The following is a 24,692-nucleotide window of genomic DNA, read 5'->3' on the forward strand; positions in this document are numbered from 1 at the left end:
CATGTATCACCGCCGCCCGCGGGCACTCCGTCGCAGTTGGACGGCGGCCCTAGCGTTCGGCCGCCGCCGAGCGATTGTCGATCAAAGTGACCTGCGGCGATGGGAGCCGGCTGTGGCGTTCACCTCGTTGGCCGACCAGCTCGGCGTGCTCGGCTGGTCGGCGTCGGTCGCGATCCCCGGCGACCTGAAACCGCTGCTCACCGCGCTGCAGTCGGAGGCGTGGCCGGCCGGAGCGGGCACCGCGCAGGCCGAGGTGAAGACCGGACAGGCGCTTCCCGGGTTCGCCACGCTGTCGCTGGATCCCGGACTCACCGTGGACGTCAACCTGTCCCAACCGAACCCGAGGGCACCGTCCAGATCACCCTGGCCCCGCCGCATTTCGTGCTGCCCGGTGACCAGTTCGGCATGCACCTGCCGAACGGCCTGGCGATCCGCGGCGCCGAGTTGTTCCTGCCGCGCGGCGTGCCGTACGTGGGCGGCACCGTGGTACCCGTCGAGCTCGTCCTCGGCGTGCCGTCCGGCGTGGACGCGCGGACCGAGGTGGACGTCCCCGCCGAGGACGGCCGCCCGCACCTGCACGGCGTGATCGAGTGGCACGACCCGGCCGCGCTGTCCCTGGCGGAATGTGTGCCGACGCTGGTGGATCTGTCCGCCGAGTTCGACCTGGACGGCACCACGACGCCCCCGGCCGGCCCGGTCGGCGGCGTGGTCCTGGCCGCCGGCAAACCGTTGCCGCTGCGCGCCCGGTACGCCCGGGACACCCGGATCTCCCCGGCGCGGCAACAGTTCGACGTCACCGTGCAGGGTGAGGGGCCGGACGGCCTGCTGCGGGTCGCGGTGGACGACGGCCTCGCCGGCAACGTGGCCGCGCGGGTGTTCGTGACCGGCGCGGCGCTCGCCGGCTCGCTGCTCGCGGACACCCCGGCCAGCACCGCGCCCTCCGGCGACCCGACCAGCGCGGGGCTCGCGGCGCTGCTCGGCGTGGCCAGCGTGCTGTCCAGCTTCTGCCAGAAGGGAAAGGTCGTCGTGCACGGGGTGACCGTGATCGGCATGGCCGGCCCGGGCTCGCCGAAGCTGGCGCTGGAGGTGGACTACAGCGTCGACATCCTGGTCAAGACGATCACGTTCGGCGGGCTGTCCATCGGGATGCAGGACGACGTGCCGATGCGGGTGCGGTACCGGCAGGTGCGGCTGGAGATCGACCCGGCGGCGAGCGGGCTGGAGCAGTTCCACCTCTCCTACGACCAGGCGAGCATGGACGTCGAGGACCCCGGGCGCTGGCGGGTGCCGCGAACCGACCTGCTGCCCGGGCCCAGCTCGTTCCCGCCCACCGCGATCGCCGCGCTCTGGGCGGCGCTGTCCGCGGACGCCAAGGACAAGCAGATCGCGGTGGATCAGCGGCTGCTCGAGCTGGACGTCCTCAGTGGAGCGAACTGCCCGGTGCCGCACCTGGGCGCCACGCTCGGCGGCAACGCCGGTCTGGTGCCGGGCGCGACCTACGACCTGGCGGTGCACGTGCCGAAGAAGGGCCAGACCGTCGGGATCCCGTTGCCCGGCATGGTGTTCAGCACCTCCCGCTACCACAACCCGCGCGAGCAGGTGGCGGATCTCGGCTTCAGCACGGCGTTCGACGGCGGCCTGCCGGTGCCTGAGCTGCCCGGTCTCGCCGGACTTCCCGCCGGGGAACGGGATTCGGACGCCGCGCTCGGGGTGCTGCTGGACGCGCTGGGCCTCGGGCTCTGGGCACCACCGGTGGACCGGGGCCGGGCCACGCTGCTCTGGTCGCGGCCGGACCCCGGCGCGTGGCGGCTGACCGGCGTGCTGCTGGAGAACCCGGAACCGCTGGAACGCGTATGCCGAATGCGGCTGGGCGCCCTGGACTGCCTGGGTGTGCCGTTCGACGTGGTGCGCCGCAACGGATCCGGTACCCGGGTGCTGTACCTGACCCGGAGGCCGGTGATCCCGCGGCGCCGCCGGGTCGGCCCCGGCCTCGTGCTGCCGCCGTACCTGACCCTGACCGTGCTCGAGCACCCGGCGACCACCTCTCCGGTCACCCCGACCACCCCGCCGCAGACGTCGTTCACCGTGCGCGCGGTGGCGCCCACCGTCCCCGCCTTCGCCGAGGAGCTGTCATGACCGCGCTGACGTCGCTCGAGTCGCTGCTGCGGATCAGCACCCTGGGCACCCGCGCGGATCTCGACGCGGCGACGGTGTGCACGTGTCCCTGTCGATGAACCCGACCCTCTGCTGGCCGCTGCACCCGTTCGTGTGCGGGGTGCTCGAGCCGGACGTGGTCTACGACGTGCCGGTGGATTTCCTCGACCCGCGCGAAACCGCCTCTTCTATCAGGGTCGATGTTAGACATCGTGTGACGACCCATGTGGCACCGGTGACCACCACGCACGGCCGGAATTGTCCACACAGGGGTCGGAATCGACCCTCTGAGTGGATCTAGGGTGCGGCTTGAGGGGTGTGTGGGAGGAGGTTTCCGGTGCGGGTTGCGGTTCTGGGCGTGGCGGCGGCGCTGGCGGTCGGGGTTGGTGCGGCGCCGGAGGCGGCGGCCTGCCGGATGGTGACGGTGGCGAAGGACGGAACGGGGAACTTCACCACCGTGCAGGCGGCGGTGGACTCGGTGCCGGACGGGGTGGCGACCACGATCCTGATCAAGCGCGGGGTGTACCGGGAGCTGGTGCGGGTGCCGGCCGCCAAGACGCACCTCACGATGGTCGGCGCGACCGGGAATCCGGTGGATGTGGTCATCGACTTCGACAACGCCTCGGGGACGCTGAAGCCGGACGGGACGCCGTTCGGGACGACCGGGAGCGCCACGACGATGGTCGCGGCGAGTGATTTCACCGCGCGGCACATCACGTTCAGCAACTCGTTCAGCCGGGCGGCGCATCCGGAGATCACGGCGACGCAGGCCGTGGCCATCAAGGCGACCGGGGACCGGATGCTGTTCGACCATGACCGGTTCGTGAGCCACCAGGACACGCTGTACGCGGACACGGCGAACGTCGACACCCGGGCGCGGCAGTACTACGTGCGGTCGACGATCACGGGCGATGTCGACTTCATGTTCGGACGGGCGACGGCGGTGTTCGACCGGGACACGATCGTGGCGCTCGACCGGGGCGGCAACCCGAACGGGTACCTGACCGCGCCGAGCACGCGGGTGGAGAACCCGTTCGGCTTCCTGATCATCAACAGCACGGTGACCAGCCCGGCCGCGCCAGCCACGTACTTCCTCGGCCGGCCATGGCATCCCAGCGGCGACCCGAACGCCATCGCCCAGGTGGTCATCCGCAACACCGTCCTGCCCGCGGCGATCAAGAGCACGCCGTGGACGGACTTCTCCGGCTTCTCCTGGCGTGACGCGCGGATGCGGGAATACCGGAACACCGGCCCCGGCGCGGGCACCGGCCCGGACCGCCCCCAGCTCACCGACGCCGAGGCACCCCAGTTCACCGTCGCTAACTACCTGGGCGACTGGTCGCCGCGCTGAGCCACCTCAGGGCATTGACAGCGCGCTGATCTCGTCCTGCGGACCGGTGCTGAACAGCGGGCCGGTGGCCACGTCGGCGCCGGTGCGGTGCCACCAGTTGGCCTGTGGTTGGGAGTGGATGCCGCCGACGGTGAGGGTGGCCTCGGCGGAGTGCACGAGGGCGGCGAGGTCGGTGACGGCCTTGGCGGTCAGGGTGCTCCGGCCGGCTCGGCTGATCAGGCGCGGGGACAGCCGGACCACGCGGATCGGCAGCTCCTCCAGCACGATCAGGTCGGCGGCGAGGTTGCCGACGTCATGGATGGCGGTGCGGATGCCGGCTTCGGCGAGGAAGCGGAGGTTCTCGGCGGCGTGGCCGTACTCGGTGAGCAGCTCCGGGACGGGCATGCCGAGCTGGAGGCGCTCGGGCGGGAGGCCGGTGTCGTTGAGCGTGTGCAGCACGCGGGCGACCAGCTCCGGGTCGGCGGACTGGTTGGGGGTGAGGTCGACGGCGAGCATCAGGTCGCGGCCGGACCGGCGGAGCTGATCGGCGGCCCGGCGGAGCAGCCAGCTGCCCAGCCGCGCGATCAGGCCGATCCGCTCGGCCAGCTCGAGGCAGCGGTCGTGCGGGACGGAGCCGTGCTCGGGCTGGTTCCACATCAACAGCGGCTCGACGCCGACCATCCGGCGGTCGGCGAGCCGCACCAGGGGTTGGTAGACCACGCGGATCTGGCCGGAGCGCCACGCCGCGGGCATGCCGGCCGCCAGCCCGAACGTCGCGCGGTCGCGGGCGTCCCGGCTCGGGTCGAACACCGCCCACTGGCCCGGCCCGCTCTGCCGGGCCTGGCGCACCGCCATGTCCGCGGACCGCAGCAACTCGGCCGGCTCGACCCGGCGCTCCGGCCGGTGCACCGCGCCGATGCTGACCGAGGTGGCCACGTCCCGGCCGTCGACCCGGACCGGGCGGGTGATCGTCTCCGTGATCCGACCGACCGTGCTCACCAGGTCCGGCGCGCCCTCCAGCAGGATCGCGAACCGGGCGCCGTCGAAGTGCGCCACCATCGCCTTCTCGCCGGCCATGACCGCGGTGAGCCGCTCCCCGACCGTCCGAAGTAGACTGTCCGTCACCGTCCGGCCGAGGCCGTCGCTGATCATCGGGAACCCGTCGAGATCGAGCTGGAACACGGTCATCGGGCCGTCCTCGTGCAGCACCTGCTCCAGCCGGGTGGTGAAGAACTGCCGGTTCGGCAGCCCGGTGAGCACGTCGTGCAACAGCTGGTGGCTCAACTGCCCACGCAGCAAGGAAAGCTCGGTGACGTCGGCGACGATGGTCAGGTAATGGCTCGGCCGGCCGTCGGCGCCGGGCAGCACGGACGCGGACAGCGCCACCTTCGCCACCTCGCCGTCGGCCAGCAGCAGCCGCGGCTGCAGCCGGAGCCGCTCCGCCTTGCCCGCCAGCATCTCCTGGTAGGCGGCGCCGACCGCGAGCCGGTCGCCGGCGTGGATCAGATCGAAGAACGTGGCCTCGGCCGAACGGTTCACCATCGCGTCGAACGCCGCGTTGGTGCGCTCGAACCGCCCGTCCAGATCGGTGATCGCGATCCCGCTGTCCGACCCGCTGAGCACCTGGTCGAACCGAAGGTCCCCGGCCTTCCGGCTCCGGTCACCCTTCGACACCGCTTCGACCAGAGCCCGGTTGAGCTCGTCCTGCTGGCGCAGCGCGGACGTGCGGATCGCCTCGGCGTAGCCGGAGGCGAGCGCGCCGACCAGTCGGGTGACCCGCTCGGCCATCCGGTCGACGTGCGCCAGTTCCGGGTCGGCCAGCAGCGCGCCGGCCAGCACGTCCACCGAGACCTGCAGGCTGGTGCGGCCGACGCAATGCATCTGGACCAGGCGGGCGCCGACCCCGCTGGCCCGGGCGAGGTCCAGCGGCTCGGTCGGAACCGCGTCGGCGAGGTCGCTGACCAGCTCCAGCAATTGCCGCTCGATTTCGGCGTGCGACAGCGGCAGGTAGGCGGTCATGCTGACCAGGTACGCCCATTTCCGGGCGAGCTTGGCCCGCTCACGGCTACGATTCTCGCCCGAGGTGGGCATCGTCGCCGGCACCCGTTCCTCCTCCGGCATCGGCGTGGTCATACCTGCTACCCCTTATCCCCTGCACCCCGTGCCGAAACGATTGAACTGTACTCGAAAACCGCTGAACCGCCGGCACCCGCGCGGCGCGCGTTCCGGTCATCCGGGGGGCGCGGGCACGTGTGCGACACCGGCGTAAGAGAGGGCGTTGGAGCCCGGCGAGTCGGAGAAGTCGCCCGGCCCCTGCGGGCGCCAGGCCGGGGATACCACCAGCCCCGGATCGGCCAGTTCGAAACCGGTGAACATCGCACTGACCTGCTCGTGGGTTCGGGGAAACATCTGCTCCCGGCCGCGGTTGTTCACCTCCGCGAGCGCCTGCCGCAGTCCCTCGGAACTGTCGTCGAGCGTGAAGTGCGTGAGCGCCAGAATACTGCCCGGCGCGAGCGCCGCACGGTAGCGGGCGAGCAGGCCCGCCGGGTCGTCGTAATCCGGGACGAAGTGCCACACGAGCAGCGTGATCAGGCCGATGGGCTGGGTGAAATCGAGTAGCTGCTTGCACTCCGGCCGGCCCAGGATCTCCTCGGGATCCCGGATGTCCGCCCGGATCGTGCCGGCCTTGCCGTTGCCACGCAACAGGATCCGACCGTGTGCGACGGCCACCGGCTCCTTGTCCACGTAGACCACCCGGCATTCGGGGTCGGCGCTCTGGGCGATCTCGTGTACGTTGCCCACGGTCGGAATCCCTGAACCGATATCGAGGAACTGCCGGATACCGTGGTCCATCATGTAGAGTACCGCGCGCCGCAGAAAGGCCCGGTTCACCCGGGCCGCGTCGGCGATGTGCGGCATGTTCTGCTCGATCATGGCGGCGAGTTGCCGGTCCGCGGGAAAGTTGTGACTTCCACCGAGAAAGAAGTCGTAGACCCGGGCGATGTTGGGGACGCTGGTGTCGATCCCGTCGGACTCGCCGAGCGGGTGGTCCGTCAACGGACACCTCCGTGGTCGATCGGTCGCGGTGCTTGCGACAGTGGTATCTCAGCCTGTTGCGCACACCTTGTCAGCACCCCATCGGGTGATATCCCTCCACCCGGTGGCGACCTAGAGTGTCCCTCCTCGAGTGCCACCTCCAGCCCCGTACCCCCACTGAGGTGAATGACGGCATGGTCGTCAATTCGGACGAGAGTAGCGCCGGCCACGCTCCCGTCCCGGTCGCCCCCGGCCGGCTACCGCTTTTTGGCCACGCATTGTCAATTTTACGTCGCCCGCTCGATTTGATGACGTCGTTACGGGCGCACGGCGATGTCGTGACGATCTATCTGGGAACCCTCCCGGCGTACGTGCTGACCGACCCTGAGCTGGCCTATCGGGTATTGACGCTGGAGGCGGGCAAATTCGGGAAAGGGATCTTCATCGAGAAGTTCCGCCCGTACTTCGGCAACGGGCTCGCGCTGTCCACCGGGGACCTCTACCGCCGGCAGCGGCGCCTGGTGCAGCCGGCCTTCCACCGCGACCGCATCCTCGGCTACGCCCGGACCATGATCGAGCTGGCCTCGGCCATGGTGGACGGCTGGCGGGCCGGCGAGGAGATCGCGGTGGACGTGCGGCTCCGCGAGCTCGGGCTGGCCGTCGTCGCGCGCACCCTGTTCACCACCGAGCTCGGCCGGCAGGCGGCCGACGAGGTTCAGGCCTGCGTCCCGATCCTGATCAGGGACGGCATGGTGCGGGCGTTTTCCCCGCGGCTCGCGCCGATCCCCGCGAACCGGCGGTTCGACCGGGCCATCGCCCGGGTCCGGTGGGTGGTCGGCGAGGTGGTGGCCGAGGCCCGGGCGACCGGCGCGGACCGCGGCGACCTGCTCTCCACGCTGCTGCTCGCCGAGGATCCGGAGACCGGCGAGCGGATGGACGACACGCAGGTACACGACGAGGTGGTCACGCTGCTCACCGCCGGCACCGACACCAGCGCCATCGCGCTGGCCTGGTTCTTCCACGAGATCGCCCGGCACCCCGAGGTCGAACGGCGCTTCCATGCGGAGGTCGACGCCGCGGTCCCGGACGGGCGGGTGACCGTGGAGGCGTTGCCGCGGTTGACCTACACCCGGCAGGTGATCACCGAGGTGCTCCGGACACACGGGCCGTGGCTGCTGATGCGGCGCACGCTGGTCGAGGTGGACCTCGGCGCGGTCCGCCTCCCGGCCGGCGCCGAGGTGGCGATCAGTCCCCATGCGACACATCAGGATCCGGTGGTCTACCCGGACCCGGCCCGGTTCGACCCGGACCGCTGGTCGCCGGAGCGGGCGGCACAGGTGCCGAAGGAGTTCTACCTGCCGTTCGCCGCCGGCCTGCACAGCTGTCCCGGCCAGCAGTTCGCCCACACCGAGATCGCGCTCGTCGCCGCGGCCGTCGCGGCCCGCTGGCGGCTGGTCCCGGTGCCGGGAAAGCCCGTGCGCCCCAAGGTGCTCGGGATCGTCTACCCCAGCCGGCTACCCATGACCGCGGTCCCGCGGCACGGCTGAGCGGTTGCATCGAGAAAGGAAGCGGTCTCCTTGCGGAAGTTCGGCATCAGGCGCGTGCTCGCTCTTGGACTGACCCTGGTGGCGGCCGGCTACCCGCTGGCGCCGGGTCAGGCCGAGGCCAACAGCGTGTCCTGTTCGGAGGTGCGCATCCCGGTGACCCTGGCCGGGTTGCCGCAGACCATGTACGGCAAGCTGTGCGTGCCGGAGGGGGCGGCCACCGTCCAGGTGCTCATCCCGGGCGGCAGCTACACCAGCTCGTACTGGGACCTGCCCGCCGACCGCGGCCTGTTCTCGTTCCGCGCGGCCATGAATCAGGCCGGCTACGCCACCCTCACCGTCGACCGGCTCGGCACCGGCCGCAGCTCCAAGCCACTCTCCGTGCTGCTCACCACGTTCGCCGATGCCGCGATCATGCACCAGGTCGTCGGCAAGCTCCGCTCCGGCGCGCTCGGCCGCCCGTTCCCCAAGGTGATCATCGGCGGGCACTCGCTCGGCGCGTCGATCAGCGTCATCGAGGCGGCCAACTACCAGGATGTGGACGGGGTGCTGCTGGCCGCGCTCACCCACCACCTCGACCTGATCGACTCCGCCGCGGACGGCCTGCTGTCGTTCTACCCGGCCACCGTGGATCCCCTGCTCTCCCGGCGCTTGCCGGACCCCGGCTACCTGACCACCGAGCCCGGCACCCGGTACCAGGCGTTCCACAACCCGGGACAACCGGTCAGCGGCGCGATCGACTTCGACGAGTCCACAAAGGACGTCTTCGCGGCCACCGAGGCGGCCGACGCCATCGGCGTGTCGATCATGTCGCCGTACTCGATCCTGATCAACGCCCCGGTGCTCGTCACGCTCGGCGGCCAGGACGAGCTGTTCTGCTCCCCGCTCCCGATCGCCACCGACTGCTCCTCCGCCGAGGCGCTGCGCCGGCAGGAGGCGCCCTTCTACAACCCCAACGCCCGGCTACGCACCTACCTGCTCCCCGGCACCTACGGCCACTCCTTCAACTTCGCCCCCAACGCGGGCGAGTTCGCGGCCGCCGCCATCCAGTGGGCGGATGAGCTCGTCGGCCGCTGACCGGTTCATTCGGCCCTCCCCCGGGTGGCTAGACTGCGCGCTCCTGGGAGGAACCATCATGCGTCTCTCACTCGTCACCGCCGGCGCGCTGCTCACGCTGGCGGGGTGCGCCACCGCCACGACCACCACCCCCGTCGCGGCTCCCCCGGCGGCCACCACGTCCACCACACCGGCCACGACCACCACGCCACCCCCGCTGTCCAAACCCGACGCGGCGCAGCGGTACCTCGCCATCGTCAAGCCCTACAACGTGGCCCTCGAACGACTCGAAACGGCGATCAACTCCGGCCAACCGGTCGCAACCCTGCGCACCCGCGCCAGCGAGCTCGCCGCCGCCAACCAGGAGCAGATCAACCAACTCCAGACCACCCTGTGGCCCACCGAGATCCGCGCCCCGATGGCCGAGCTCATCGCCGAGTCCGGCAAATCCCAGCCGCTCCTCCTCCAGGCCGCGCAGGCGAAAACCCGGCCCCAGCTCGTCCAGGCGGTCGTCGACGGGCTGAAACACGACGGCAAGACCCCCGCCAAGGCGATCCGCGACTTCCTCGAGCTCGCCAAATACGACGAGCGCGATTACGGCGGTAGCTGACCACCGGCCGTGGTGGTCGTGCGACGAAGGACGCTTTCCTCACGCTCGGCGTGACAAAGGACGCATTCCTCGGAGGGAGTGAACGTGACGTTGCTTTCCCTCTACGGAAACGTGACGTTGCTTTCCCGATCTGGCCCCGTTGAAGCACGCGTTAGCACATCCCGGAGAATCCGTTCGATTTCGGCGAAATGGGTCTCGTCGCAGATCAGCGGCGGGGCAAGTTGGACGACGACGTCGCCGCGGTTGTCGGGGCGGCAGTAGAGGCCGGCGTCGAACAGGGCCTTGGCAAGAAACCCGCGGACCAGGCGCTCGGACTCGGCTGGGGTAAACCGCTGTCTGGTCGCTTTGTCGCGGACCAGCTCGATGGCGAAGAAGTACCCGTCGCCGCGGAGGTCGCCGACGATCGGGAGGTCGTGGAGGCGTTCCAGATAGCCGCGGAACAGCTCGGAGTTGGCGCGGACGTGGGCGTTGAGACCCTCCCGTTCGAAGATGTCGAGGTTGGCGAGCGCGACCGCGGCGGCGACCGGGTGGCCGCCGAAGGTGACGCCGTGGGCGAACCAGCTGGCGCCGGACAGGAACGGCTCGGCGAGGCGGTCGGAGGCGATCATGGCGCCGAGTGGGATGTAGCCGCTGGTGAGGCCCTTGGCGCAGGTGATGATGTCGGGCTGGTAACCGTACCGCAGAGCGCCGAAGTACTCGCCGAGCCGGCCGAACGCGCAGATCACCTCGTCGGAGACGAGCAGGACGTCGTAGGCGTCGCAGATCTCCCGGACCCGCGCGAAGTAGCCGGGCGGCGGCACCAGGCAGCCGCCCGCGTTCTGCACCGGCTCCAGGAACACCGCCGCCACCGTGTCCGGGCCTTCGAACTCGATGGCCTCGGCGATCCGGTCCGCGGCCCAGCGGCCGAACGCCTCCGGCGAGGAGTCCGTACCGGCCGGGGCGCGGTAGTAGTTCGTGTTGGGCACCCGGAACGCGGACGGCACCAGTGGCTCGAAGTCCTGCTTCAGCGCGGCCAGCCCGGTGATCGACAACGCTCCCATGGTCGTGCCGTGGTAGGCGACCGAGCGGGAGATCACCTTGTGCTTCAACGGTTTGCCCACCCGCCGGAAGTACGCGCGGGCCAGCTTCCACGCGCTCTCAACGGCTTCCGAGCCGCTCGCGGTGAAGAAAACCCGGTTCAGGTCCCCCGGCGCGAGCCCGGCCACCCGCTGCGCCAGCTCGGCCGCGGCCGGGTGGGCGTAGCCCCAGATCGGGAAGTACGCCAGCTCCGCGGCCTGCTTGGCGGCCGCCTCCGCGAGCTCCTGCCGCCCGTGCCCGACCTGCACGGTGAACAGCCCGGACAACCCGTCGAGGTAACGCTTTCCGCCGTCGTCGTAGATGTACGGCCCGTCGCCGCGCACGATCACCGGTACCGGCGCATGATCGAACGCGGACAACCGGGTGAAATGCATCCACAGGTGCCGGCGCGCGGCGTCGTCCAGGCTCATGTGGTCATGGTGCCGCAGCCATCGCCTCCTGGGTACCCAGCGCCCGCACGGCCGGGATCACGTTGGCGGCGAAGAGCTCCATGCTCCGCACGGTCTCCTCGTGGGTCATGTCGCCGATCGAGAACAACCCGATCAGTTGCCCGAACCCGAGCTGCTCCTGCAACTCCCGGATCCGGGCGATGACCGTGTCCGGGCTGCCGACCAGCGCCATACCACCGGTGATGATCTCCTCATAGGTCAGTTCGGGGAACGGCTTCGCGCCGGACATCAGCAGGCCGCGCATCGAGGACTGGGACATGTACCCGGGCGGGAACATGATCTCCGGACCCTGCTTGAGTCCTTTGTGGAACAGCCAGGTCAGGTGCTGCCGGGCGGCGCGGTGCGCCTCCTCGTCGGTCTCCGCCACGAAGATCGGGATGGACAGGCCGAGCTTCTCCGGCTCGGGCGTGTAGCCGAGTTCCGCGGCCGCCTGCCGGTACCCGTCGAACCAGCGGCCGACCAGCGGCGTCGGCGCGTAGACCGACATGTAGGTGTAGCGCTTCTCGGCGCAGAACCTCATCGTCTCGGTGCTGCCGGCGCCCGGGATGTAGATCGGCGGGTGCGGCTGCTGCAGCGGCCGCGGCCAGAGGTTGACGTAGCGGAACTCGTAGTTCGGGCTGATCCACTGGAACATCTCGTCCGAGGTCCACGCCTTGATGATCAGGTCGTGGGCTTCGTTGAACCGGTCGCGGGAGCGGGCCGGGTTGATGCTGTGCCCGAAGTACTCCCAGCCGATGCCGCGGACGAAGCCGGACACCAGCCGCCCGTTGGTGAGGTGGTCCAGCATGGCGATCTCCTCGGCCACCCGCAATGGGTTGCCGCGGATGCCGATGGCGTTGCCCAACACCATGATCTGTGCCCGCTCGGTGCGCCGGGCCAGCGCCGCGGCCATGATGTTGGGCGAGGGCATCAGCCCGTAGGCGGTCTGGTGGTGCTCGTTGACCCCGATCCCGTCGAACCCGAGCCGGTCGGCGTGCTCCAGCTCGTCGAGATACCGGTGGTAGAGCTGGGTTCCCAGCTGGGGATCGAAGTGCTTGTTGGGGAAGGTGAGCGACGGCGAGGAGTAGCGCTCGTCGAAGTCGTCCGGCAGGTACGGGTACGGCATCAGGTGGAAGAACACGAACTTCATGCGCTCGCTCCGGTCAGCTCGGCCCGCGCCGCCAGGAAGTCGACAGTGACCTCGGCGAACTCGGCGGGGCGTTCGAAGTACATGGCGTGACCGCAGTCGTCGACCACGGTGAACTCGGCGTTCGGGATCAGCTCGGCGTACCGGTGGCCGTGCGCGATCGGGATCAGCTTGTCATTGCCCGGCCAGGCCACGAGCGTGCGGGCGGTGATCCGGTGCAGCCGGCGCTCCAGCTTGGGATTGTTCAGGAACGGCGTCCAGGAGAACCGGGCGAGCGCCGTCATGTCCCGGTAGATCGCCAGGATCGCCTCGACGTCGGGATCGGGCGGGAACGCCGCGCTCGCCTTGCTCGTGTCGTGGAAAAGCGCTTCGACGACCTGGTCGGGCGTCATCAGGAAGATGTCCGCCACCGGGTGGTCCGGCAGCCGCAGCCCGGCGGCGCTGAGCAGCACCAGCGAGCCGACCCGGTGCGGCGCCTGCACGGCGATCTCCGCGGCGAGCCAGCCGCCGAACGAGCCGCCCACGAGGTGCGGGCGGTCCAGGCCGAGCCGGTCGATCACGTCGAGGTAGTGGTAGACGAGGTCGTCCATGGACTCGACCTCGGGAAACTCGTCCGACCCGCCGAACCCCGGGGCGTCCGGCGCGATCACGTCGAAGCGCTTCGACAGCAGCTCGTGCCACTCGAGCCACCGCCCGGCCCCACCCGCGGCGTGCAGGAACAGCAGCGGCGCGCCCTCGCCGCCGCGCAGCAGGTGGACGCGGCCACCCGGAAACTCCAGGAACTCCTCGTTCGGCATGTAGGTGAAGCTAGAAGTGGTGCGTGACCGCGACGATCCGGTTACCGCACCGCTGAGCCGATTCGCGCACCCTTGACGATCGTGTGCGGCAGGCCGGAAGCTGGGCAGGTGTCCGAGGACATCGACCTTCCGCACCCCAGGTTGATCGACACCGCGGACCCGTACGAGGCCCGGGTGCGGACCCAGGAGCTCCTCGGCTGCTCGCACAAGATGACCGTGCTGGACCGGGAAACCCCGTTCCGGGCCCGGGTGCAGTACCGGTCCCTGGACGGGCTCGGCCTGATGGCGTCCACCTACGGCGCGGCCGTGGAGATCTGCTGCTCCCCGCCGATCGACATGGTGACGGTGAACTTCCTCTTCGACGGCCGGATGCACGTCGACGACGGCGGCGAGATCTTCGTCGCCGACCCCGCCCACGCGGCGGCGTTCTGCTTCCACGAGGACCTCGCCATGCGCTGGACCGCCGGCCTGCGCCAGCTCATGCTCACCATCGCCAAGCCGCGCATCGAGCAGCACCTGCAGAACCTGCTGCACGAACCGCTTCGACAGCCGCTGCGGCTGCACGGCCCGGTCGACCTCACCGGCCCCGGCTCCGGCGTCGCCGCCGCGGTGCTCACCCTGCGCCAGGCCCTGGAGCGCTGCGGGAAAGCCGGCCCGCCCCCGGTCCTCGCCGCCGAGATCGAGCACAACGTCCTCTCCACGCTCCTGCTCACCCAGCGCCACAACTACACCGACGCGATCTTCGCCACCCCCGCCCTCCCCGCCCCCCGCGTCGTCCGCCGGGTCGTGGAACTGATCGACGCCACGCCCGCCAAGTCCTTCACCGTCGCCGATCTGGCCCTCTACGCCGGCGTCAGCGAACGCTCCCTGCACGCCGCCTTCCGCCGCCAGCTCGGCACCTCCCCCATGTCCTACCTCCGCCACCGCCGCCTCGACGACGCCCACACCGAGCTCCTCCACCTCGACCCCACCACCGGCGCCAAGGTCACCGACGTCGCCCTCCGCCACGGCTTCACCCACACCGGCCGCTTCGCCGCCGCCTACCGCCAACGCTTCGGCGAATCCCCTTCGACGACCCTCCGCCGCTGACCGGGGGACAAGAAACAGGACAATTCCCGAACTGGTCCGCCAATCTTTGTCCCTCGTGGTAAGCCTATGTCTGGCAAGACAAAAAGGACATGCGACCTGCGGAGGAACATGTCTGATCATGGCGCAACGCTGGCGCTCGACCTCTACGACCTGTACACCGTCGCAAAGGACGACCTTCCATCGGTGGCGGCCATCTACGGAGATGTCGTTGCCAGATACGCAAGCGTTCGGTCCACTGTGGATGGTGCAATGACCCGGCCTGATCATTTCGGGGACACGCTCGGTCCGGTGCACACGGCCTGGACGCATTTGCATGACATCGCGGCAACGTTTATGAAGGACACCGAACGCAACCTCGACGAGACAGCCGCGACGCTCACCGAGGCGGTGAAACTGTACGAGGCGACCGATCATGCCGCCCGCGACAGGTTCAACCAGCTGTTGAACGAGCGCGGCGAACCGACGCCGGGAAAGTGAGTCCATGAGCTTCGAGCAGTTGATGGAGCACGCCAGCGAGATCAGGTACCTGGCGACCAAGCACGCGATCGAGCACAATGAGCTCGACCCCGAGTACGCGCGCAACGGCGTGGACGGCTACTACGAGCAGTTGATCGAACCATTGTTCAAGCCGTTCTCAGACGTTCCGGACCCGGCGGAGTACCAGCCGATGATCAACGACCTGGACACCGCCATGCGCGGCATCTCCAATGGGCTCACCAACGACACGGTCGACAAGATCCCATATCTGGCGAACCCGACGCTGGCCAAGATCACCACGGCCGGTGGCTACCTGGCGGAATGGACCGGCGAAGCCGCGAGGACGTTCAAGGCGAAGTTCATCGATCCGTTCCCTTCGTTCACGACCAACCAGTTCATCCTCACGTTGATCTTGAAGGCGGCTCTCGAGGCGCACCAGGCGATGTGGGCCAGCGCGCGAAAGGACATCGACGGGATCGCACACGCCACCATCGACATGTTCGACAACAAGTGTTGCGACAAGAACACCTGGAACGTCTCGTTCACCGTCCTGTCTTCCATCGGCGCCGTCGGTGCGGCGATTCTGACCGTCGCCACCGACGGTGCGGCGGCGCCGCTCGCGCTCCAGGTGATCGGCGCGGCGGCACAGGTCGGTGCCACGCTGCCGCCGGACAGCTTGTCCGAGCCGCCCAAGGGCGGCGGCTCGTCGGCCCTCCAGATCACCAACACGATGAAGGCGGCCATCGACCAGCTCACCAGAGTCGTGCAGAAGGCCGAGTCCGAGATCGCCAAGCACGTCGAGGACATCAGCAATGTGGTGCACGGCCACACCGCCTATTTCGTCGCTGCCCGCCCGACCCTGGCCACCCTGGCGAAGCGGGACCTCACCGGAGAACGCGGCCTCGGCGAAGCGGACAGGTGAGGGAGCCATGGGTCAGCTGGCGGACCGCCTGGACGCCATCAGCGTGCGCGTCCGGGTGCCGGGCACCGAGATCATGGCCGAGCTACGCCACCGTACCGACGTCACGATCTCGTTCGGCGAGAGTGTGTATGAGTTCCTCGACGAGCGCGGTCTCGAGCGCTTCCTGGTCAGCCTGGCCCGGATGCTGTACGCGGCCTGGCTGCGCGAGTACAGGGCGGCCATCGCCGACTCGGCGCTGGACGTCGAACCGCATGACCAGCGGGATCACGATTTCTTCGACGCGCGTTCGAAAATCGAGGCCAGCGGCAGTTCTGCCGGCGGCCGGATCGCCTTCTCCGCAAAAGGCATGCAGGACATGTCCGCCAAGATCGCCCCGGGCACCCTGCGCGAGCTGACCGAAACCCAGTTCACGGCCCGCGCCAAGGAGGCGGTCACCGCCCTGATCCAGGACCACCTGGCGAAGGTCCGCGAGCTGAAGACCCGGTTCTACGGATGACCAGGTTCCGGTGGTTGGTACTGCTCGCGGTGGTGACCATCGCCGCGGTGATCTTCGTCCTCGCCGACGGCATGCTGCCGTGGGGCACCGGCTCGTCGTCCGGCCGGTGCGATGTTCCGGACTCGGTTTCCGGCCCGCAGGGTACGTCGGCGCCCGACGGGGGTTCGGTCCGGGTCCTCGAGCAGGGCTTCACCCAGGACGCAGACGGTGCGGTGAACATGGGTGCCCTGCTCGAGAACACCAGCGGCGACGTCGCCTACCGGACCCTGGTGACATTCCGGCTGTTCGACCCCGCGCACACGGAACTTCCCGAATCCGCGGGCACCCCATTGCGTGTCGAGATTCCGATCGTGCTTCCCGGTCAGCGCATCGGCACCGGTTCGGCGACGTACCGAAGTAGCGTGCGGGTGTCGTCCTTCGAGATCAACCTGGACCGCACGGCCTGGGTGCCGCGGGACTCCTTCGGTCAGGGCTTCGCCCCGGTTACCGGCACCTACCTGCGCACGGCGCGGTTTCAACCTCGAATTCCAGCGAGCGTCGACATTCACTACAAAGAGACCTCCGCGAACTGCCGCGGGCTGGAGAGCCGGACCACCGCGGTGGTGTTCCGGAACAGCGCCGGGAAGATCGTCGGCGGCAACGTCGCTTCCCCGGATGTGCCTATCGTCTTCCGGGATGAGCAGGGCAACGACCTCGGCGGCGACTGGCAACGCCCCCCGACACCGTCGTGCTCACGAGGCGAGCGGGAAACCTGGATCGTGCCCTCGGCCGGCCAGCCCAGCACTGCCGACGACGCGCACACCGAGATCTACCCCTACTGCGACCTGCGAGGCCCGTAAGCGCGCTACTTCCGCAGGGCGAAGAGGCCGAGGAACTCGTAGACGAGGTTGGCCGCGGCCAACGCGGTGAGCTCGGCGTGGTCGTAGGGGGGAGCGACTTCGACGACGTCGGCGCCGATGAGGTTGAGGCCGTCGAGGCCGCGGAGGATGAGCTGGAGCTCGCGGGTGGTCAGGCCGCCGGGCTCGGGGGTGCCGGTGCCGGGGGCGTGCGCCGGGTCGAGGACGTCAATGTCCACGCTGACGTAGACCGGGAGCTCGCCGACCCGGGAGCGGATCCGGTCAATGGTCTGGTCCACGCCGAAGCGGGCGACGTCGGCGGTGGAGATCGCACTGAACCCCAGGGCGCGGTCGGTGTCGAAGTCTGACATCCCGTACACCGGCCCGCGCAGGCCCACGTGCGCGCACCGGTCGGCGGCCAGTAGGCCCTCGTCGAACGCCCGGCGGAACGGGGTGCCGTGGTTGTACCGCGCGCCGTACGCGATGTCCCAGGTGTCGAGGTGCGCGTCGAAATGCACCAGCGCGACCGGGCCGTGCCGCTCGTGCAGCACCCGGAGCAGCGGCAGCGCGATCGTGTGGTCGCCGCCGACCGTGATCAGCCGCTCGGCGCGGGAGAGGGTCGCCCGCGCCGCGGCCTCGATCTGCGCGATGGCCGCTATCAGGTCGAACGGCGTGACCCCGGCGTCCCCGGCGTCCGCGACCTGGTGCACGGACCAGGGGTGGACGTCCAGCTCGGGATGGTAGGGCCGCAGCAGCTTCGAGCCGGCCCGCACCGCCGCCGGGCCGAACCGGGCACCCGGCCGGTAGGTGACCCCGGAGTCGAACGGCACGCCCAGCACCGCGACCGCCGCCGCGCCCACGTCGTCCAGCCGCGGCAGGCGAGCGAACGTCTCCGGGCCGGCGAACCGGGGGGACACCGCCGGGTCAGGCGGTCCAACGGGTGCATCGGCCACTCCGGTGACGATACGCCACCCGCTGTACTCACACGGTTAATGGCGCCGCGGACAGCCGGGCTTCCTTCTCCGCCGGGGACTCCGCCATGAGCGCGGCGCAGATCGGGACCACCAAAGCGATCGCGGCGAGCACGAACACCGGGAACAGGAACGTGAACACCTCGAGCCCGGGCGGGTCGGGCGCGTTCGGGTCGACGTGCACGCGCACCGCGGCCATGCCGGTGTAGTGCATGCCGGTGACCGCGACCCCCATCACCACTCCGGCCAGGAGGCGCATCGAAACCCGGTCCACCACGACGGTGAACCAGAAGGCGGCGGTGGCGGCCACGACGGCGATGACGATGGACAACAGCACCAGGCCCATGTCGTAGCTGATGGTGCCCTTGATCTGGACCGCCCACATCCCGGTGTAGTGCATGAGGTTCACCGCGAGGCCGGTGATCAGCCCGCCGACCAGCAGCCGCCACAGCGCGAACTTCGTGCGCACGCCGAACACCACCAGGCCGACGAACACCGCGCCCACCGACAGGATCGCCGACAGCACGGTGCGCGAGACGTCGTAGCGCACCGGGTTTCCCGGCGTGGTGAAGCCGAGCATGGCGATGAAGTGCATGACCCAGATGGCCACGCCGCCGATCGACACCGCGGCCAGCAGCAGCCAGCCGAGGCGCGCCCGGGGTGAGACCGCGTACCGGGACTGCAGCGTGCACGCCAGCCCTACCGTCGAGCCGACGACCGAGGTGAGGTAGGCCAGGAACAGCAACCAGAAGCCCATCTCGAAGTGGTGCATGTTGTCCACAAGGGACTCCTATCCGAACAGCCGATGGTCCAATTGGGACAGTGCATGCTCGGACGCCGCGATCAGCACCTGCTTGGTCGACTCCCGGGAGCGGGCGTCACAGGTGATCACGGCGATCTCCGGGGGCAGCGACAGCGCCTCGCGGACCTCCGCCGCGCTGTGCTGGGATGTTCCCTCGAACAGGTTGATCGCCACCAGGAACGGCATCTCCCGCGCCTCGAAGTAGTCGATCGAGGAGAAGCAGTCGGCCAGCCGGCGCGTGTCCACCAGCACGACCGCCGCGATGGCGCCGTGCACGATGTCGTCCCACATGAACCAGAACCGGTGCTGGCCGGGCGTGCCGAACACGTACAGCACGAGGTCCTCGGCCAGCGACAGCCGGCCGAAGTCCATCGCAACCGTGGTGGACACCTTGCCGGGCACCGCCGACACCTCGTCCACCCCGACCCCGGCCCGGGTCATCAGCGCCTCGGTGCGCAGCGGCGCGATCTCCGACATGGCGCCGACGAACGTGGTCTTCCCCACCCCGAACCCACCCGCGACCACGATCTTGGCCGAGGTTATGTGCTGGCGCACCACCTGCCTACGGCGCGGCGGTCGCCCGGCGCCCGGTGCAATGAATGAGTCATTCACTGCGTGAGCCGCACTGAATGGGTCATTCATGGCATCTCACCCGTCTACTGTGCGCGAAGTCCACTGAGCACCCTCTCGATCAGTTCCCGCCGCTCGTCGGTGCTGGCGTCGTCGGACAGCGTTGCCTGCACGGTCACCAGCCCCTCGTCGAGCAGGTCGGCGACCAGCACCCGGGCCACCCCGAGCGGTACGGCGAGGTGCGCGGCGATCTCGGCCACCGAGCACGGTTCCACGCACAATCGCGTGACAGTCCACAGTGGATTAACTCGCTGCTCCGGCAGGCCCTCGCCAAGATCCGTGGTCTGCACCCGGGCCTCGACCGCGAGCTCCACCGTGGGCCGGGTCCGGCCCTCGGTCCACGAGTACGGCCGGGCCAGCGCCGGCGGCCGCCCCGGCCGTTGCCGCGCGACGAACCCGTAGTCATCGTCTTGGTGCACGTCCCCCACCTCAGTGCCCGTCGGCGGCCCCGCGCACCGGCGTGTCGACCATGCGGCCCACCCGGTCCACCAGCAACGTCATCTCATAGCCGACCAGCCCGATGTCGCACCCGGCCACGGCCAGCACCGCGAGGTGCGAGCCGTCGCCGACAGTCATCAGCAGCATGAACCCGCGCTCCATCTCGATCACCGACTGGACCACCCGGCCGGCGGTGAACAGGTGCGCGGCGCCCGCGGTGAGGCTGGCCAGGCCCGCGGCCATCGCGGAGAGCTGGTCGGCCCGGTCCCGGGGCAGCCCGTCGGAGGCGGCCACCATCAACCCGTCGGCCGAGACCAGCACCGCGTGCGCGACGCCGGGCACCTCCCGGGTGAACGCCGAAACCAGCCAGCCGAGGGACTGCTCCGTCCCGGCCGTGATCTCCGTTGTCATGAGCCGCCCTCGCTCCCGTTGCCATCCGTCCGGGTCCCCCCAGTGCGCTCCCGTGCCGCCCGAACGCCGTTGTAGTGCCGGGAAAGATTGCTCCGGATGGACTCCGCGTTCCGGAACTGGATGCGGGCCGCCGGCGGCTCGGCACCCGGCCCGGCCGGCACCACCCGGGCGCCCGGCTTGCGCATCGGCAGCCCGGCCGCCGTGGTCCGGGCCGGCTCAGGAACACGGAGCGCGTCCGCCGCACGCCAGGTCTTCTCCGGGGGCGACATCAACCGGGGGGCCGGCGCGAGGACCGGCCCAACCGACTCATCGTCCACAGTGGACACATCGGTGAACCAGCTGGACACCGCGGGCTGCGGCACCGCGGCCGGCGACGGTTCAGGCGCGGGCGCCGGCTCCGGAATCCGCGGCCGGCCACCCAGCACGGCGCCCGGCGTGCCGTCCGCGATGATCAACCCGGCCGGCAGGTGCACGCTCGCCGTGATGCCGGACCGCGACGCGCTCTCGTAGGTCGGCCGCAGCCGCACCGTCACGCCGTGCCGCGCGGCCAGCCGGCTGATCACGAACAGGCCCATCCGCCGCGTCGTCTCCGGGCCGACCGCGCCCTCGGCGGCCAGCCGGCCGTTCGCCGCGGCCAGGTCCTCCGCCGCCATGCCCAGCCCGCCGTCCACCACCTCGATCAGCAGACCGCCGTCCGCGCCGCGGTCCGCGGTGAGCACCACCTTGCGGTCCGGCGGGGAGAACCGGGTCGCGTTCTCCAGCAGCTCGGCCAGGATGTGCACGACGTCCGCCGCGGGGCTGGTCCGCACCCCGCCGGCCGGCGCGTGCCCGAGGCTGATCCGCGTGTAGTCGGTGACCTCGGAGGTGGCCGCGCGCAACAACTCCACCACGGTGACCGGCCCGTGGTCGCGCCGCGCGGGCGAACCGCCAGCGAGCACCTGCAGGTTCTCGCCGTTGCGCCGCAGCCGGGTGGCCAGGTGGTCGAGCCGGAACAGGCCGCCCAGCCGCTGCGGGTCGTCCTCGTCGTGCTCGAGCTCCTCGATCGCCTCCAGCTGCAGCTCGACCAGCGACTGGCTGCGCCGGGACAGCGTCATGAACATCTCGCTGACCTGGCGGCGCAGCTCCGCCTGCTCGCCGGCCAGGCGCACGGCCTGCCGGTGCATGTCGTCGAACGCCCGGGCGAGCTGGCCGATCTCCTCGCCGGTGTGCACCGGGACCGGTTCGACCGACTGCCAGTCGACCCGCTCCCCGGCACGCACCCGCTCGACCGTCTCCGGAAGCTGGTGGTGCGCGGCGTTGAGCGCGGCCGAGCGCAGCCGGCGCACCGGCGAGAGCAGCGAGCGGGCCACGATCAGCGCGATCGCCAGCGCCGCCAGCAACGCGCCGAGCACGATCGACGCGTCCCGCAGCGCCGCCGAGCGGGCCTCGTTGGTGCGGGCGGACACGTTGTCCGCCAACGCGTTGACCAGCTCACCGCGCAGCCCGTCCAGGGCCGCCGACTCCGCGGTCAGCTCGGGCAGCTGCTGGATGAGCGCGGCCGTGCCGCTCCCGGACACGGCCGCCTGCAACGCATCCCGGCGCGCCTGCGCCGACTTGGTCGCCGCCTCGAACTTTCCGTTGTTCCCCGCCGGGAGGTCCCGCTGGATCTGCCCGGCGATGATGCTCTCCTCGGCGGCGACCCGCTGCGCCGCCGCGGCGATGGCCGGGTTGGCCGGCGCAGCGGCGCCGAACTTGAGCAGGGTCTCCTCGGTGCCCAGCACCGCCCGCAGCCGCAGCAGCGAGGTGACCGCCCGGGCGGTGCGGTCCAGCTCGTCGATCTCGGCCGGCGAGACCAGCTCCGGCACCAGGTCGCTCAGGCCGTTGGCGACCTCGAGGTACCCGGCGATCTGGGTGATCGGGTCGCTCACGGCGCTCTGCGCCTGCAGCCGCAGCGCGCTCAGCCGCCCGAGCGAATCGTTCAAGGTGCGGCCGACCTCGGCCGGCAGGTGCGCGAAGTCGGCGGCCCGCCGGATCGCCGCGGCCCGCTCGTCCACGGCGGACTTGCGGGCGTCGAGGTCCGGCGCCCTGGTCACCGCGGCCACCATCTCGGCGGAGACCTGGTCGGAGAGCGTCACCGAGTCGCGGAGCACGCCAAGCTGGTCACGCACGGTGCTCAGCCGGCTGGCGTCGTCCAGCCGGGACTGGACCCGCAAACCGCCCAGCACCAACGCCACCGCGGCCGGCAGCAGGAGCACGACGGCCACCTTCGTCCGTAGGCTCCAGCCGTTCACCTGCCACCGCAACGAGTCCTGCTGGCCCGGCACCGTCGTCTCCAGTTTTGTCGCCGCATGACGGATTCTCCACGTGTGGGCGCGCGCCCGCCGGAAACGTTTTCCGACCAGAGGTGATGAGGACCTGGACACAATCGGAAACGATCGTTGATGTCAAGTCGTACGCTCGGCGCGCCACCCTAAATTCATCGTGTAGGGACTTAGTACCCTACTGGCCTGTACTCCGTTCGCCGTAGCGACCACAACCCGGAATCCCCAGGCCACGCTGCGTGTCTGACCTAGCGTAATCGCCCTATCGGGCAATTCTGCACATTGCGCCCGGCAAAATGCCGGAACCCTCCCCCACCAGAGGGATATTCGAATTCCACGACAATTGATACGTACCCCGCCCGCTCCCGGTTCAATCCTCCGACCGTCCACTTCGGGCACGCGGGCCGTACCGACCGGCGACGAGCTTGGCCAACGCCCGCGGCCAGGCCGGGTCGAGGCTGTAGCTGCTGTGCCGGCGCAGGCCCCAGTGCGGGCTGCCCTGGCCGTCCGCGGGCACCGGATCGAGCAGCCTCCATTCCGGACCACATTCGCGCAGCCCGGTATCTGGATCGATCTCGTCGTGCTGCGGGTCCGGAGTGGACTGGTCGAGCCGCCGCGACGTGAAGCACCCGCGGTCCCTCTTGTCGTCGCTGCGATCCCAGCTCAACACCGGCCCGCCGATCGGATCGGACTCCCGGTACAGCGACCGCCACCGCCCGCGCAGCACCACCCGCCACAGCCAGCACAGGTGCGCGTGGTTGACGTAGGCCGGGAACGCCCGCGGGTAGGCAATCTGCAGCTGCGCGCCGAACGTCAGCAGCGCCACGTGCCGCCGGTACGCCGCGGAGAGCCGGGTCAGCGCGGCCACCGCGATGAGGCTGCCCTGGCTGTGCCCGGCCAGCACCACGTACGGCACCGGCGTGGGCGACTTGTGGCAGGTGCACACCCGCCCGGGCGCGAGCTCGGCACACTCGCCGAGATGCCAGGCGATCCGCCGGCGCAGGTCCTCGATCACCTTGGGCGCGTAGGGCGGCGGCACCAGCGGGTGCGCCGCGCGCGGCCAGAACGCCACCAGGTCCCACACCACCGCCGCGGACCGCCGGATCGCGCTGTTGCCCAGGGCGCTGCGACCCAGGTACGCGAGCCCGAGCCCGACACCGAGCAGCGCGACGGTGCCGATCGTCACCAGGTCCGGCCCGGGCAGGTCACGGCAGTCACTGAGCCAGTCCAGCCACGCCGGCAGCACCGAGTCGGGCCGGCACTGGGTGAGGTTCGCCGCGTGCCCACCGGCCACGACCAGGTCCTCGACCGCCTCGACGACCGCGGCGATGGTCAGGATCGTGCCCACCGACGCGACCGCCAGCACCGGCCACTGCACGTGGTACTTCAGCCGGGCCAGCCACCACGCACCGGCCACCGGGCGCACCTGGGCGACCGCCAGCCACCCCGACCCGTCCGGATCCGGCCCCGCCGGGGGCAGGTTCGACGCCGCCCGCACCTTCGTCTCGAACGCCCGCGCCGCGAACCGCTTCACCACCACCAGCACGAGCAGCCCGGCCACGCCGAGCACGACCGCGACGCCGGCGGCGTGGGCGATCCGCAGGTGGAACAGCGGCAGGTCCATGGCCTGCGGCTGATCGGCCGGGCGCAGCAGCCGCAGCACCCCGTAGTCCAGCGCGGCGGTGAACCCCACGCCGAGGAACAACCCCAGCGCGGCCACCACCGGGCTCACCATTCCCTTGAGGAAACGGCGAAACGGCCGCGGCACGCCCCGCTCCGGGGTGCGCCGCGCCAGGACCGCGGCCGCCCCGGCGAGCGCGACCAGGGCCAGCAGCGCGGCGGCCGACACCCACAGCCCCAGATCCCCCACGCCGGGCAGCACACCGCGGTCCGCCGCCGGCAGGTTGCGGCTGCGCGAGACGGTGAACACCGACACCGCGAGCACCCCGACCGCGATGCCCAGCTCGACGGTCGGCAGCGGACCCGCGACGAACGCCGGCACCCGGCGCCGCTCCGCCCGCGGATCCCCCAGCACCGCCGCCTGCACCACGGCCAGCACCAGCAGGGCGACGGTCGTCCAGTACAGCCCGTCCAGCCAGGCACCATCCACATAGGTCCGGGCCACCGCGGCGGCGAGCACG

Annotated in this window: 22 protein-coding genes and 1 pseudogene; 10 read left to right on the forward strand and 13 right to left on the reverse strand. The window is 70.5% G+C overall.

Translation table 11 applies throughout. From position 1 onward, the window contains the following. Positions 1–81: 81 nt before the first annotated feature. Complete coding sequence (locus VGR06_RS17975; protein WP_327560241.1) at positions 82–411, reverse strand: hypothetical protein; 330 nt, start codon at positions 409–411, stop codon at positions 82–84. Here VGR06_RS17975 and VGR06_RS17980 point away from each other — a divergent pair. Next, positions 406–2,136 carry a hypothetical protein gene (locus tag VGR06_RS17980; protein WP_327560242.1) on the forward strand — a complete coding sequence of 577 codons (1,731 nt, stop codon included), beginning with the start codon at positions 406–408 and terminating at the stop codon, positions 2,134–2,136. The genes VGR06_RS17975 and VGR06_RS17980 overlap by 6 nt on opposite strands. Positions 2,137–2,491: 355 nt before the next feature. Then, positions 2,492–3,505, forward strand: a complete 1,014-nt coding sequence (locus VGR06_RS17985; RefSeq protein WP_327560243.1) for a pectinesterase family protein — start codon at positions 2,492–2,494, stop codon at positions 3,503–3,505. A 6-nt stretch (positions 3,506–3,511) separates the two neighbouring features. Here VGR06_RS17985 and VGR06_RS17990 read toward each other — a convergent pair whose 3' ends face one another. Then, positions 3,512–5,617, reverse strand: a complete 2,106-nt coding sequence (locus tag VGR06_RS17990) for a putative bifunctional diguanylate cyclase/phosphodiesterase (protein ID WP_327560244.1) — start codon at positions 5,615–5,617, stop codon at positions 3,512–3,514. A 96-nt stretch (positions 5,618–5,713) separates the two neighbouring features. Beyond that, positions 5,714–6,541: an SAM-dependent methyltransferase gene (locus VGR06_RS17995; RefSeq protein ID WP_327560245.1), complete on the reverse strand. Its 828-nt coding sequence runs from the start codon at positions 6,539–6,541 to the stop codon at positions 5,714–5,716. Positions 6,542–6,714: 173 nt separating this feature from the next. Here VGR06_RS17995 and VGR06_RS18000 point away from each other — a divergent pair, with 173 nt between their 5' ends. Genes VGR06_RS18000 through VGR06_RS18010 form a run of 3 tightly spaced genes read left to right on the forward strand, consistent with a single transcriptional unit; the run spans position 6,715 to position 9,730 of the window. Next, positions 6,715–8,067, forward strand: coding sequence for a cytochrome P450 (locus tag VGR06_RS18000; RefSeq protein ID WP_327560246.1), 1,353 nt, complete (start codon positions 6,715–6,717; stop codon positions 8,065–8,067). A gap of 54 nt (positions 8,068–8,121) precedes the next feature. Then, positions 8,122–9,141, forward strand: coding sequence for an alpha/beta hydrolase (locus VGR06_RS18005; protein WP_327560247.1), 1,020 nt, complete (start codon positions 8,122–8,124; stop codon positions 9,139–9,141). A gap of 58 nt (positions 9,142–9,199) precedes the next feature. Then, positions 9,200–9,730, forward strand: coding sequence for a hypothetical protein (locus tag VGR06_RS18010; protein WP_327560248.1), 531 nt, complete (start codon positions 9,200–9,202; stop codon positions 9,728–9,730). 101 nt (positions 9,731–9,831) lie between these two features. On the opposite strand, the gene VGR06_RS18015 is transcribed toward VGR06_RS18010, so the two are convergent. From VGR06_RS18015 to VGR06_RS18025, 3 genes are read right to left on the reverse strand one after another with little or no spacing between them, the layout of a single operon-like run. After that, complete coding sequence (locus VGR06_RS18015) at positions 9,832–11,217, reverse strand: aspartate aminotransferase family protein (protein WP_327560249.1); 1,386 nt, start codon at positions 11,215–11,217, stop codon at positions 9,832–9,834. A gap of 4 nt (positions 11,218–11,221) precedes the next feature. Beyond that, on the reverse strand, positions 11,222–12,385 hold the full coding sequence (locus VGR06_RS18020; protein WP_327560250.1) for an LLM class flavin-dependent oxidoreductase: 1,164 nt from the start codon (positions 12,383–12,385) through the stop codon (positions 11,222–11,224). Then, positions 12,382–13,179: an alpha/beta fold hydrolase gene (locus tag VGR06_RS18025; RefSeq protein ID WP_327560251.1), complete on the reverse strand. Its 798-nt coding sequence runs from the start codon at positions 13,177–13,179 to the stop codon at positions 12,382–12,384. Before VGR06_RS18025 ends, VGR06_RS18020 begins: the two co-directional genes overlap by 4 nt. 108 nt (positions 13,180–13,287) lie before the next feature. Here VGR06_RS18025 and VGR06_RS18030 point away from each other — a divergent pair, with 108 nt between their 5' ends. The 5 genes from VGR06_RS18030 to VGR06_RS18050 all read left to right on the forward strand — a co-directional run bounded on the left by VGR06_RS18030 (position 13,288) and on the right by VGR06_RS18050 (position 17,002). Beyond that, positions 13,288–14,268: an AraC family transcriptional regulator gene (locus VGR06_RS18030; RefSeq protein WP_327560252.1), complete on the forward strand. Its 981-nt coding sequence runs from the start codon at positions 13,288–13,290 to the stop codon at positions 14,266–14,268. Between the two features lie 108 nt (positions 14,269–14,376). Continuing rightward, complete coding sequence (locus tag VGR06_RS18035; protein ID WP_327560253.1) at positions 14,377–14,745, forward strand: type VII secretion target; 369 nt, start codon at positions 14,377–14,379, stop codon at positions 14,743–14,745. 4 nt (positions 14,746–14,749) lie between these two features. Continuing rightward, positions 14,750–15,667: a hypothetical protein gene (locus VGR06_RS18040; RefSeq protein WP_327560254.1), complete on the forward strand. Its 918-nt coding sequence runs from the start codon at positions 14,750–14,752 to the stop codon at positions 15,665–15,667. A 7-nt stretch (positions 15,668–15,674) separates the two neighbouring features. Further along, positions 15,675–16,163: a hypothetical protein gene (locus VGR06_RS18045; RefSeq protein WP_327560255.1), complete on the forward strand. Its 489-nt coding sequence runs from the start codon at positions 15,675–15,677 to the stop codon at positions 16,161–16,163. Then, entirely contained in the window at positions 16,160–17,002 is an 843-nt protein-coding gene (locus tag VGR06_RS18050) for a hypothetical protein (protein ID WP_327560256.1), read from the forward strand. Before VGR06_RS18045 ends, VGR06_RS18050 begins: the two co-directional genes overlap by 4 nt. A gap of 5 nt (positions 17,003–17,007) precedes the next feature. Here the strand turns inward: VGR06_RS18050 and speB are convergent, their stop codons facing one another. The 7 genes and pseudogenes from speB to VGR06_RS18085 all read right to left on the reverse strand — a co-directional run. Further along, entirely contained in the window at positions 17,008–17,952 is a 945-nt protein-coding gene (gene speB / locus VGR06_RS18055; RefSeq protein ID WP_327560257.1) for an agmatinase, read from the reverse strand. 28 nt (positions 17,953–17,980) lie between these two features. Continuing rightward, positions 17,981–18,742, reverse strand: coding sequence for an MHYT domain-containing protein (locus VGR06_RS18060; RefSeq protein WP_327560262.1), 762 nt, complete (start codon positions 18,740–18,742; stop codon positions 17,981–17,983). A gap of 18 nt (positions 18,743–18,760) precedes the next feature. Beyond that, positions 18,761–19,330: a GTP-binding protein gene (locus VGR06_RS18065; protein ID WP_327560258.1), complete on the reverse strand. Its 570-nt coding sequence runs from the start codon at positions 19,328–19,330 to the stop codon at positions 18,761–18,763. A gap of 98 nt (positions 19,331–19,428) precedes the next feature. After that, positions 19,429–19,821, reverse strand: coding sequence for a DUF742 domain-containing protein (locus tag VGR06_RS18070; RefSeq protein ID WP_327560259.1), 393 nt, complete (start codon positions 19,819–19,821; stop codon positions 19,429–19,431). 10 nt (positions 19,822–19,831) lie between these two features. Continuing rightward, complete coding sequence (locus VGR06_RS18075; protein WP_327560260.1) at positions 19,832–20,251, reverse strand: roadblock/LC7 domain-containing protein; 420 nt, start codon at positions 20,249–20,251, stop codon at positions 19,832–19,834. Further along, positions 20,248–22,554 (reverse strand): ATP-binding protein, encoded by a 2,307-nt coding sequence (locus VGR06_RS18080; RefSeq protein ID WP_327560261.1) that lies wholly within the window; start codon positions 22,552–22,554, stop codon positions 20,248–20,250. Before VGR06_RS18080 ends, VGR06_RS18075 begins: the two co-directional genes overlap by 4 nt. Before the next feature lie 367 nt (positions 22,555–22,921). Next, positions 22,922–24,692: pseudogene (locus VGR06_RS18085) on the reverse strand (hypothetical protein); the annotation flags it as partial.

Origin of the sequence: Actinophytocola sp. (assembly GCF_036002505.1) — a bacterium.
GTDB lineage: Bacteria > Actinomycetota > Actinomycetes > Mycobacteriales > Pseudonocardiaceae > DASYTH01.